Here is an 11,511-nt window from a genome sequence, read left to right on the forward strand (position 1 = left end):
TGGCTCAAATGAAAGATCAACACAACCTAGGCAGATTGGCAACGAAAGTTCAGAGATCTTGACACCGGTCAGAAGGCATCGCCTTGGGCTGCCCACTCCAACACCGCCTGCAGCGCCTCGGCCTGCTCTTGCCAGACTTGATCGAGGGGAGTGCCCCGCAGGATTTCCAGCGTTAGGGTTGGGATCCGCCGTTCCTGCCCCGCCCAAGTGCCCAGAGAACCGGGGGTGGGATAGCCAATGTCGGCGGCGACGGGCAAGCCGTTGCGAGCAGCCATCACCTGGGCCAGCTCAAGGGCAGGGCCGTTGTAGTTCACGCAGGGGTGCGCCTGGCAGGAGTGGGCAGAAAGGATAAACTGGGGCTGAATCCGGGCCAAACTCGTCAACAACGCCTGCGTCTCGGGCTCGGAGCCTGGGGCCGATCCGGGCGGATAACGAGCTTCCAGAGAGGCCGGGATCCAATCTTGGGTGGGCAGATTGCGGTTGAGATCCACACCGTTGGCATTGAGACGTTGCCCCAAGGCACAGCCATCCGGGTTCAGGCGTGGGATCGCCCACAAGGTCGCCTTCCCGGCCAGGGATCCCCATCTCCCCGAGGCCACATAGCGCTCGATCAGAGTGTATCCTTCCACCTCGTCCCCGTGTACCCCGCCGATCAGCAGCAAGGAGCGGATCCCTTGGGTGAGCTGCCAAAGGTGAATAGGACGTCCCTGCACCGAGTAGCCGATGACCTGCAGGGATCTCAAAGGTTCACCCGCAGCAAGTTCCTGAGACATGGGGGATCCCGGCAAGTCTCGCAACCGTTAGAACGGGAGATCGTCCGGCTCCGGTGGGGAAACCACATCCCCCTCAGAGGATTCCACAATCGCCGGTTCACCCATCCCCGTCAGAGAGAGGACGCGAGCGGATCCCAGCTGATGGACACGGCGCGCGGTGATCTCGGCCAGCTTTTCCTTGCGCCCATCTCGCTCCACCACATTCATGTGCAGTTGGCCTTCCACTGTGATTTGGTCGCCCACATGGCAGGTGTCCACCACCCTTTTGGCCAGTTCTCCAAAAGAGGAAACGCGCACCCGGTAGGGCGGCTCATCCGGGCGCAAGCTGGGAAAGCCAATCACCAAGGACGCAACAGCTAAGTTATCAAGGGTGTAGCGCAGCTCTGGCTCAGACAGAACCTCGCCCATCAACACAATCGAGTTCATAACGGAGCCATCCAGGGATAAGGGGCAGCTCAGGGCACTTCCATCATGCCCGCAGGCCAGGATGCCGTCAAACCTAGCCGACGCGGAGAGTCATGTGGCGCAGCACACTCTCGTTGATGCGCAGGTTTTTCTCCCAGGCAGCCACCGCATTGGGTTCGGCTTCGTAGTTGAACTGGATGTACAGACCCTCCTTGAACTTTTTCATCTCAAACCCGGCAAAGCGGCGCTTGCCCCTATTGGTAATCTCCACGTGGGTTACTCCGTTCTCTCGCAGGATCGCCTCCTGACTGCTGAGCAGTTGTTCGAGGGGTTCATCTGACAGATCAGGACGCACAATCAGCATCGTTTCGTAAGCGCGGGGCATGGAAGCAAGTTCTCCTTAGAATCCAGTGGTAGAGACGCAGTGGACTATACTAGCTTTTCTTTCCCACAACCGAAAAGGCTGCCGCCCAATTCCCATACCCTGGCCGCAGCAGCCAATGCAGGTGAGGCTGCTCACAAGAGGGGATCCATTGTCCGATACAATAGGGATTGCTTCATTGGCCGCTGGTTGGCCCGGCCAAGACACGCTGAATCGAGAGTTGGGATTCCAAGCATGAGCGCAGACGAAGTTTATAGCCGTGTTCGTAAGATCGTGTCCGATCAACTGGGCGTGGAAGACGACAAAGTGACCCCGGAAGCCAATTTCCAGAACGACCTGGGGGCCGATAGCCTCGATACGGTGGAGCTGGTCATGGCTTTTGAAGAGGAATTCGACCTGGAGATCCCCGATGAAGATGCAGAGGGGATCGCCACCGTGCAAGACGCTGTTAACTACATCCTCTCGAAGAAAGCTGCCTAATCTGCCTCCATACCCCTGGGCTAACACCGGACGATGGCTACTCTGGATCCCGCCACTGCTCTCAGGCCAACCCGCCGCGTTGTGATTACGGGGCTGGGTGCGGTCACCCCTATCGGCAACTCTCCTGCCGAGTTTTGGCAGAGCTTGCTGGCAGGGCGCTGCGGCATTGGGCCGATTACCCATTTCGATGCCTCCCGCCACGACTGCCGTATTGCCGGAGAGGTGAAGGGATTTGATCCCCTCGACTACTTGGATCGCAAGGATGTCAAGCGCACCGACCGCTTTGTGCATCTGGCGATGGCGGCCACCCGGCAAGCCTTGGAGGACGCTGACTTTCGCATCACCGATCTCAACGCCGAGCAAGTGGGGGTGATCTTGGGCACCGGCATCGGCGGCATCCGCGTCTTGGAAGAGCAGCAGACCATCTATCTGCAGAAAGGGCCGGATCGCTGTAGCCCCTTCATGGTGCCCATGATGATCGCCAATATGGCTGCGGGTCACCTGGCCATTCATTTTGGCGCCAAAGGCCCCAATTCCTGCACAGTTACGGCCTGTGCCTCTGGCTCCAACGCCATTGGCGATGCCTTTCGGCTCATCCAGAGGGGAGAGGTGCAAGCGGCGATTACAGGTGGCACGGAAGCGGCGGTCACCCCCTTGTCCATGGCGGGGTTCAGTGCCATGAAGGCCCTTTCCACCCGCAACGACACCCCGGAGCAAGCCTGTAGGCCCTTTGATCGGGATCGAGATGGCTTTGTCATGGGGGAAGGAGCAGGGATCCTGGTGCTGGAGGAGTTGGAGCACGCCCGCGCCCGCGGGGCCAAGATCTATGCGGAGATAGTCGGCTATGGCCTCACCTGCGATGCCCACCACATGACCAACCCTGCCCCCGGCGGTGAGGGAGCGGCCCGGGCGATGCGGCTGGCCCTCAAAGATGCCGGGCTTCAGCCTGGGGATGTGCAACACATCAATGCCCATGCCACCAGCACCCCTGTAGGGGATATCGCCGAGGTCCAGGCCATCAAGTCGGTCTTTGGCGAGCATGCCCCCCGTTTGGCCATCAGCGCCACCAAGTCCATGACCGGCCACCTGTTGGGGGGAGCGGGCGGCATTGCCACGGTGGCCACAGCTTTGGCCATCCACCACGGCTGGGTTCCTCCCACCCTCAACTTGGACAACCCCGATCCCGAGTGCGAAGGGCTGGATTTTGTACCCCACAAGGGGCGGCAGATGGCTGTCGGGGCCGCTTTGGTCAATGCCTTTGGATTTGGTGGGCACAACGTCACGCTGGCCTTGCGCCGCTACTCTCCCGCTTGAAGGGCTTGGCCTATGTCTTCTCCCGAAAGTTCACTGCCCTCAGTTCGCCAACAGGCCTTGGCCGCTTTGACAGCGGAGCTGGCGCAGCAGGGTCACCCGCCCGAATATGCTCAGCACATGGCGGCGGCGGTTATTTTTCAAGCGGATTTGGATCTGTGTGCAGCCCAACTGGCGCGGGTGCTCAGTTGGCTGAAGCAAAACCATCCTCAGCTCTATCCAGAGGCAGTGCAATTGGTGGACACCACTCGGGAAGAGTTCGAGCGTCGCGTTCAAAATGGATAGACAAGCCATCTGCTTTGATGCAGTTGGGTTGCGGTCGTTAGCAGAGGGTGATGTCCCCCCTATGGGACTGCAAGGGGTGATCTTGAGCTGGAGTGGGGTGGTGGCCGATGACGAGAACTTGCACCTGCAGGCCATCAACCAACTGCTGGTGGAAGAGAACCTGCGCCCCTGGAACCTGTGCTGGCCCAAGTCTGGATCCCCTGGGCAGCGGGAGCTTTACCGGCTGCAATACCTGGGCCGACCGGATCGAGAGCGCCTGCCGGCTCTGTGGGGGGAGCAGGGGCGGGTGCTCAGCCCCAAACAACTGGAAGAGCTGCTGAAACGCAAGGCCCTATACTACCGACAGGCTTTGCAGGGGCAGAGGGAATTGCCTCTCATTCCCGGTTTGGCGGAAACTTTGGAGACGCTGGAGCGGCTGCAACTGAAGGTCGGCCTGCTGTGCGGCCAATCGGCAGCCGAGGTGGCCGCTTTTCTAGAGCGCTTCCAGCCATGCTGCCCGGCCCTGACGCGGTTGACCGATGGGGGATCCTACCGAGTGACGGGGGATGATGCAGGCCCAATGCTTTCCCCAGGACACTTGCACCGCCTGCTTTTGCAGCGGATGGAATTGCCTGCCCAGGCGTGCTTGAGCATTGAAGCCACCTACTCTGGCATTCAGGCAGCCCGTTCGGCAGGGATCCCGGTGCTGGCTCTGGCCACCTTCTTTCCTCTGCACATGCTGCAGCGGCGGGCCAATTGGGCGGTGGACGGCTACCACCAGGTGGAATGGGATCGCATCCGGAACTGGTTTGCCGGCGGGCAAAACCGTCCTTCGACCCCAGTTGAAGCAGAAGCGGAGGCCGGTTCCTTCAAGGGATCCCAGGGAGAGCAGCCCCAGCCCTAGGGCAAGATGAGCATGCCATCCCCAAAGGAATAGAAGCGATATCCCTGCTTGATGGCCTCTTGGTAGAGAGCCAGCAGCCTTTGCCGCCCGATCAGCGCAGCCACCAGCATCATCAGGCTGGAGCGGGGCAGATGAAAATTGGTGACCAGTCCCTGAACCACCCGCCAGGAGTAGCCGGGGTAGATGAAGAGATCGCTTTTCCCCTGCCAAGGCTGCAAGGTGCCAGAGGCTGCCGCGGTTTCCAAAGAGCGCACCACGGTTGTTCCCACCGCGATCACCCGCCCCCCGCGGGCTTGGGCTTTTTGGATGGCTGCTACCGTTGTTGCCGGCACCTTGAGCCACTCGCTGTGGAGACGATGTTCGGTCACCTGCTCCGCCTCCACCGGTCGGAAGGTACCCAGGCCGATGTTCAGGGTGATGTAGGCGGTTTGGATCCCTTTTTGGGCCAGCCGCTCCAGCAGCTCCTGGGTAAAATGCAGCCCTGCCGTGGGAGCAGCCACCGAGCCGGGGTGCTTGGCCCAGAGGGTTTGGTAGTCTTCAGGGCGAACTTGTCCTGAGCCTGGGGATCCGGAAGCCTTGATGTAGGGAGGAAGCGGGATCCGGCCCACCTGTTCCAGGATTTCCTCAAAAGGTTGCGCCCCTTCCCACTCAAACTGCACCACTCGCCCGCCGGTTTCCGGGTCCAAAGCCAGAACAGTGGCCCTCAGCCCAGAGGGGGATCCCTGCTTGCTCCAAAAACCAATCCGATCCCCCACCTTCACCCGTTTGCCCGGCCTGACCAAAACCCGCCAGCTCCACGCCTGATCCGGCAGAGGTTGCGCAGCGGCAGGGATCCCTTCCAGGCAAGGCTCCAGCAGCAACACTTCGACCCGCGCCCCAGAGGGTTCCTTAGCCCCGAACAGGCGGGCCGGGATCACCTTGGTATCGTTGAGAACCAGCAGATCCCCTTCCTGCAGGTAGTCGGGCAGATGGCAGAAGCGGCGATGCTCGTGCCTATCCGGGTACACCACCAGCATCCGCGCCTGATCCCTGGGCTCCACCGGCGTTTGCGCAATCCGATCTGGAGGGAGGGTGTAGTCGTAGGAAGCTGTGAGCAGATCCGGATTGGGCTCCCTATCGCCCAAAGGCTCAGCCTTACCGGGGGGAGCGGCAGCAGGCGAAGAAGAGTCAGGCATGGAGATGAATCAAGATGGGGTTCTACGTGGATCCAGCATAGCCAACCGGATCCCGCCAACCCTCTCCCTTTTGAGGGAAGCAGCTAAACCTTGGCCACCACCACCTGCTGCGGCTGATCCTGATACTTGCCGGCGCGGTCGGCGTAGGTCACTTGGCAGGGATCCCCTTCCAGAAACAGAAGCTGGACCACCCCTTCGTTAGCGTACACACGGCAGTCGGCGCTGGAGGCGTTGGAAAACTCCAGGGTGAGATAACCCCGCCATCCCGCCTCAGCGGGCGTCAGGTTGGCAATCAGGCCCACCCTGGCATAGGAAGATTTGCCAATGCAGATCACGGTAATGTTATCCGGGACTTGCAGCCGCTCCAAAGACACCCCCAACCCATAGGAATGGGCCGGGATGATAAAGTAATCCCCCATCTCGTCGTGGTGCAGCTCCACCGCTTCCAGATTCTTGGGGTTAAACCGCTTGGGATCCACCACCGTGCCGGGCACATGGCGAAAGATCTTGAACTCCACCGGCGACAGGCGGATGTCGTAGCCATAGGAGGACAGCCCGTAACTCAAAACAGGCCGAGACTCAACAGCGCGCACCAGCTCAGGACAGAAGGGCTCAATCATCCCTCGCCGCGCTTGCTCACAGATCCAGCGGTCGTTTTTCAACATGGCTACAGCCGGCTTCCTGGAGAGTGATGGCACATCTGGTGGACAAGCTCCAGTCTTATTGGGACTCCGCCCCCCTGACGCGACCCGTGTTGCCTAGGTCTTTCGGAGCGGAAACTGTTTGCGCTAGCGGTGCGGAGCAACATGGGCTGCTGTAGGCATAGCACCTGTGCCGCTGACTTGAGGGGGATCCAGAGAACAGGCAACATTCCCATCGGCAGTGCGCAGCCCTGGGCCTGGGATGCCACGTAGGCGCAGCTGCGTGATCAAGTCGGCCCGCTCCAGAAACGAATCTGGCATCTCCGGCCCGGTGATCACCATGTCCATGGAGATGGGGCGTTGGTCGATTAAGCTCAGCACTTCCGCTTCTGGGATCAGGCCCAACTTCACAGCCAAGCTCAGCTCATCTAACACCACCAAGTCGTAGCGGCCACTCCTGACAGCCTCCTGGGTAAATTGCCACAGCTCATCCAATGCCACCCGCTCCTCAGGCTCTAGGTGAGGTGTATCGATGCACCGGTGCAGGCGACAACGAACCCACTCCAAGGATCTGCCCAGGGAGAGACGATTTTCGGGCCCCTGATTGATCCCACCCTTGAGAAATTGCACGATCAGCACCCGCGTTCCCTGGCCTGCCAAGCGCATCGCCTGAGCCATGACGGGCGTAAACATGCCCCGGCTGGGGTGGGTGTAAAGCTGCAGGGATCCCTGGGGAACCAACTGGGCGGAGAGGGATCCATTCTGCTGAAGGAAAAGCTCGCCGGCAGCAGGGCTGGCTTGAGCCGCAGGCTGTTTGGCGCGGGCTACAGGAGCGGCATCCTTGGAGGAAGGCATAGGATTTGGGGAGGCAGTGCAAACCACGTTCTATCTCGCGAGCAGGCTAGAGAACACGGCCCTAGGTTACAAGGCCTACAAGTGGTGGAGAGCGTCGGCTATGGATTCCATGAAACACCACCTGTGCGTATCCGTCAATGAGTCGGTTCTGCTTCTAGCTGGCATACAAATCATCCCCAATAGAGTAATAGAAAATACAATCCTTGCCCATCCTAGCCTTTTGGCACAAGAGGCAATACCTGAAAAGCTTTGACAGGGGATCTCAATAAAATTTCAGGCCTAGCCCAGAAGCTTGTGTGTGGGGCTATCTCACTTGAGTATAGAGGTGCTCTATAAAAATTTGAGAAAAAGATCAATTTCTTCCAAATAAGATTAACTCTCACAAACAGGAATGCCAGTACCAGCAGCCCACCCACGAGAGAGGAGCAAGGGTCAACCTACCCCAAAAGCCTTGTCCACCAGGAGAGATAGTCATTTTTAAAATAACTATACATTTGGTCGGGAGCCGGGTAGGCCTACACATTAGCGAACATTCGTAGTAGAGAGAATTGTAACCAAAAGTCCAAGGAGTTAATTTCTAACCTCGAGAGTGAAGAAATATAAATTCGTCAACCATCTTCGTCAAAAAATGGATTATTGACAATACTTTTTTGAAAACCAGCATCTGATTTAGCAGAAGCGTAAAGAATTGCGTGCCTTTTATACTCTGAGGTCGTCTTCTTCAAGAGATCGCCTCTTTGATCATTTTTCTTACCGGTCTCAAGGCCAATGTTTTCTACTTAATTTAATCTCTATTTCTGTTATGAGAAATGAGCATTGGGCGTTCAGTTTGGATCCCACTTAAAATTGACCTGAAAAAGCTCTGGGGCTTTGGGTGCTGAGATTGCCGGGATCCCATTGCGCAATCAAAGCCGAGTCCTTCCTCTGGCGGAGGGAGAGATCTTTTTCTTGAGAAGGTAGATCCAATCCTGGAGAATACCTGCCCCCTCCTCCAATCAGCCAGGAAGTCCGGGGATCCCACCCTCGATCCCTGGATCAAAGGGAAAAGACTCTATCCCGCCGGCACAAAAGTTTTCTGTCACCGACTTGGGCTTGGGAAAAACCCTAGGCCATTGTGAACTCGGGGTGTACGCCGCCGGGAGGGACTGGGATCCGTCTCACTGTTGGGTGGGCTGGCTTCTGGGTGTCGGTGTTCCCAATTGACGGCTTCTCCCCCCAGCACCAAGGTGGAAGCATTGCCCCCATCCAAGTTCAGGGCATGGCGACAGCCCAATTGCTGCATCAACTGTGCCATCTCCAGCAGGGTGAGCCCTTGATTTTCCTGGGCATTGCCGGCGGTAACCAGCAGCAAATGTCCGCTGTCCAGTTGGCCGATGGCACTGCGGGCGGCTCGCTGCCGGCGAAAGAGAGGCTGAAATCCCTCCAATCGGGCATCCAAAACCACCTGTCCATCCAAGAGCAAGAGCGGCCCTGCCCCTAGGATGTGGGGATAGGCCTCCAGCTCGGGCGGATCCAAGCGCAGATGAAGGCTGAGGCGATCCCCGGGAACCAGCTTGCGGGCTTCTAGGGCACCTTCTAGCCCCCGCCCTGCCAATACATACCCCTCGCTGGGAATCTGTACCGTCAAACTGCCGGCCAGGCCCGCCACCAGAATTTCTTGCACCTGATCCTGCCGCACCATCACGAGCATTTCGTCGTCCGTTTGGGTGGTGTAGGTGGATCCCCAGTCGGGGGTGAACTGGGAGATGCCGGGCAGGATATATCCTGTATTGATGCCCACCACTGGGATTTGATCCCCAATGGCATTGCGCAGCTCTGCTTGCATCCGCAAACGGGCAAAGCGCACGGATCCCCCTTCTTGCCCTGCCGTCCCATCCGACCAGGCGATGACCCCACGACCCAAAATGGGGCTGGAGATCCAGCGGCCATCCCGACGAATTGCCCCCAGCGGCTGACGGGTGTTGCGGTTGAAAAACCCACCGTTAATGGCGGCTACTGCTCCCTGTTCGGGGCCAAAGGAAGACAGCTCCCCCAAACCCACCAGCCCCGCGCGTGCAGCCCAGATGGGCCGCAGTTGGCCCGCTGCGAGAGAAATGACCACGATAGAAACGGGGATCCGATTGTCTCCAACCCAAACCTCCTTCTGGTACAAAGGGATCCCTTGCACCACCCGCACCGGCTGCACACCGAGGGTCACCTGAGCTTGAGCAGCCACGCTGGGCAAAAAGAGAGCAGCAGTGCAGGCTAACCCCCAGCCCATGACCCAGGCGCTCAGCTTGGTTTTGGACATGTCTTCACGTCTTTAGGGCTTCACCATTGTCATTGGGAGATGATTATCCCCCTGCGGCAAAGGTTCCCATCACAATGAGCGACAACAGGATCCCGGGAAAGAGCAGCGTCACCAAGATCAGCAGTTCGGATAGGGTCATTGGGGAATGCTACCTACTTAAGGATTGAGCCAACACAGCAGCCCTAATTTTCACCCTAGCGATCCTATGGAAGTGGCCCAGGATCCCTTTGGGATCCCTTAACACTCGATCACCGGTTTTTGCGGCTGCCCGTGCATGCCATCTCTCGCTCTGCCGACAGTATCCTGGCAAGGGGAAAGCCTCATCCAACGGTTCCTATGGGCATCCAAGGCAAACGCATTGCCGTCGAACCCGGCCATCTTCGCCCCTGGCTCAAAGAGGCTGTTTTGGCGGGGGGCGGCGAAATTGTGCCCCTGGCAGAAGCAGAAGCCTTGGTCTGGGCCGATGCCTTTGATGTGCCTGGCCTGAAGCGTTGTCTGGCGGAAGGGAAAGGGATCCGCTGGGTGCAGCTGCCCTGGGCAGGGGTGGAACCCTTTGTTCGGGCGGGAGTCTTGGATCCCGCTTATGTGTGGACTTGTGGCAAGGGGGTCTATGCCCAGCCAGTGGCGGAACATGCCTTGGCCCTGACCTTGGCCGGCTTGCGCGACTTGAAGATCCGCGCCTTGGCCCAAACTTGGCAGGAGGGCTCCGGTACCAGCCTCTGGGGTAGCCGTGTGGTCATTTTCGGGGCCGGGGGCATCGCCCAAGAGTTGATCAAGCTGTTGCAGCCTTTTCAGTGCTCCATCGACGTGGTGCGTCGCAAGGCGGATCCCTTGCCGGGTGCCACACGGGTGGTGACGCTCGCGGAACGGCAAACGGTGTTGGCAGAGGCAGACGTGGTGATCTTGGCCTTGGCTCTCACGCCGGAAACTGAGGGGATCATCGCCCAAGCTGAGTTGGAGCAGATGGGATCCCAGTGTTGGTTGGTGAATGTGGCGCGAGGAAAACACATCGTGACCCCCGACTTGGTGGCCGCCCTGCAGCAGAGGGTCATTCGCGGGGCTGCCTTGGATGTTACGGATCCTGAACCCCTGCCAAAGGGGCATCCCCTTTGGAGTCTGCCCAATTGCCTGATTACCCCCCACACTGCTCTTACCGATGCCATGATTGTCCCAGCCCTCTCTAAGCGGGTGCGAGAAAATGTGCGGCGCTTCCGGGCCGGGGATCCCTTGCTAGGGGTGGTGGATCCGGTTTTGGGGTATTGAGGCCCCCAGCCGCTCTCTCTTGGGGAACCTGGGATCAGAACATTTGACGCCAAACCCTACTGCGAAGCCATCTCCCGCACGCGGGCAGCAATGGCCTTGGCCATTTCCTGAGTGCCGACAGGATCCCCGCTAGCCAGGTCATAGGTGACCTGCTTGCCCTCGGCGATCACCGCCTGCACCGCCGCCTCCACCCTTGCGGCAGCCTCCCGCTCTCCTAGGTAGCGCAGCATCATCGCCCCGGAGAGGATCAGAGCGCAGGGGTTGACTTTGTTTTGGCCGGCATATTTGGGAGCAGAGCCGTGAATGGCCTCAAAAACCGCAATGCCGTCGCCGATGTTGGCCCCCGGCGCCACCCCCAGCCCGCCGATCATCCCCGCGCACAAGTCGGAAATGATGTCCCCATAGAGGTTGGTGAGCACCAGCACATCGTAGAGCTGCGGCTTTTGCATCAGTTGCATGCACATGTTGTCCACGATGCGATCTTCAAACTCGATGTCGGGATACTCCTGGGCCACCTCCCGCGCCACCTGCAGAAACAAGCCATCGGTGAATTTCATGATGTTGGCTTTGTGCACTGCCGTCACCTTCTTGCGGCCATTCTGGCGGGCGTACTCAAAGGCAAATTTGACAATGCGGCGGCTGCCGAAGTCCGAAATGGGCTTGATGCCGATGGCGGATCCCTCGCGGATGGGTTTGCCGGAAAGGCGCATCATTTCCTCCCGCGCCTGGATGGCTTCCGGCGTGCCCCGTTCAAACTCGATCCCGGCA

General features: G+C 59.1%; 13 protein-coding genes. 5 read left to right on the plus strand and 8 right to left on the minus strand.

What is annotated here, in order from left to right; translation table 11 throughout:
- Window positions 1–68 precede the first annotated feature (68 nt).
- The 3 genes from NW856_RS03210 to rpsF form a co-directional block, all read right to left on the minus strand.
- Window positions 69–773: a M14 family zinc carboxypeptidase gene (locus NW856_RS03210; protein WP_414399053.1), complete on the minus strand. Its 705-nt coding sequence runs from the start codon at window positions 771–773 to the stop codon at window positions 69–71.
- A 27-nt stretch (window positions 774–800) separates the two neighbouring features.
- Complete coding sequence (locus NW856_RS03215; RefSeq protein ID WP_414399054.1) at window positions 801–1,199, minus strand: single-stranded DNA-binding protein; 399 nt, start codon at window positions 1,197–1,199, stop codon at window positions 801–803.
- Between the two features lie 73 nt (window positions 1,200–1,272).
- Entirely contained in the window at window positions 1,273–1,563 is a 291-nt protein-coding gene (rpsF, locus tag NW856_RS03220; protein WP_011433268.1) for a 30S ribosomal protein S6, read from the minus strand.
- Window positions 1,564–1,794: 231 nt separating this feature from the next.
- Here rpsF and NW856_RS03225 point away from each other — a divergent pair, with 231 nt between their 5' ends.
- From NW856_RS03225 to NW856_RS03240, 4 genes are all read left to right on the plus strand, one after another.
- Complete coding sequence (locus NW856_RS03225) at window positions 1,795–2,040, plus strand: acyl carrier protein (RefSeq protein ID WP_041436540.1); 246 nt, start codon at window positions 1,795–1,797, stop codon at window positions 2,038–2,040.
- 33 nt (window positions 2,041–2,073) lie between these two features.
- Window positions 2,074–3,354, plus strand: a complete 1,281-nt coding sequence (fabF, locus tag NW856_RS03230; RefSeq protein ID WP_414399055.1) for a beta-ketoacyl-ACP synthase II — start codon at window positions 2,074–2,076, stop codon at window positions 3,352–3,354.
- Between the two features lie 12 nt (window positions 3,355–3,366).
- A complete protein-coding gene (locus NW856_RS03235) occupies window positions 3,367–3,636 on the plus strand; it encodes a hypothetical protein (protein ID WP_414350639.1) in 270 nt (89 codons plus the stop codon).
- Window positions 3,637–3,697: 61 nt separating this feature from the next.
- Window positions 3,698–4,519, plus strand: coding sequence for an HAD family hydrolase (locus NW856_RS03240; protein WP_414399056.1), 822 nt, complete (start codon window positions 3,698–3,700; stop codon window positions 4,517–4,519).
- Here the strand turns inward: NW856_RS03240 and queA are convergent.
- The 4 genes from queA to NW856_RS03260 form a co-directional block, all read right to left on the minus strand.
- Window positions 4,516–5,694, minus strand: coding sequence for a tRNA preQ1(34) S-adenosylmethionine ribosyltransferase-isomerase QueA (gene queA, locus NW856_RS03245; RefSeq protein ID WP_414399057.1), 1,179 nt, complete (start codon window positions 5,692–5,694; stop codon window positions 4,516–4,518). The two genes, NW856_RS03240 and queA, sit on opposite strands and share 4 nt — an antisense overlap.
- A gap of 83 nt (window positions 5,695–5,777) precedes the next feature.
- Window positions 5,778–6,359 carry a dCTP deaminase gene (gene dcd / locus NW856_RS03250; protein ID WP_011433274.1) on the minus strand — a complete coding sequence of 194 codons (582 nt, stop codon included), beginning with the start codon at window positions 6,357–6,359 and terminating at the stop codon, window positions 5,778–5,780.
- Window positions 6,360–6,482: 123 nt separating this feature from the next.
- On the minus strand, window positions 6,483–7,190 hold the full coding sequence (locus NW856_RS03255; RefSeq protein WP_148202730.1) for a cob(I)yrinic acid a,c-diamide adenosyltransferase: 708 nt from the start codon (window positions 7,188–7,190) through the stop codon (window positions 6,483–6,485).
- 1,078 nt (window positions 7,191–8,268) lie between these two features.
- Window positions 8,269–9,480 (minus strand): phosphodiester glycosidase family protein, encoded by a 1,212-nt coding sequence (locus NW856_RS03260; RefSeq protein ID WP_414399059.1) that lies wholly within the window; start codon window positions 9,478–9,480, stop codon window positions 8,269–8,271.
- A 336-nt stretch (window positions 9,481–9,816) separates the two neighbouring features.
- Here NW856_RS03260 and NW856_RS03265 point away from each other — a divergent pair, with 336 nt between their 5' ends.
- Window positions 9,817–10,743 carry a D-isomer specific 2-hydroxyacid dehydrogenase family protein gene (locus NW856_RS03265; protein WP_414399060.1) on the plus strand — a complete coding sequence of 309 codons (927 nt, stop codon included), beginning with the start codon at window positions 9,817–9,819 and terminating at the stop codon, window positions 10,741–10,743.
- Window positions 10,744–10,799: 56 nt separating this feature from the next.
- Here the strand turns inward: NW856_RS03265 and NW856_RS03270 are convergent.
- Window positions 10,800–11,511: isocitrate/isopropylmalate family dehydrogenase (locus NW856_RS03270; protein ID WP_414399061.1), on the minus strand; the 712-nt coding region annotated here is incomplete at its 5' end.

The sequence above is a fragment of the Synechococcus sp. R3-13 genome (assembly GCF_047462195.1).
Classification (GTDB): domain Bacteria; phylum Cyanobacteriota; class Cyanobacteriia; order Thermostichales; family Thermostichaceae; genus Thermostichus.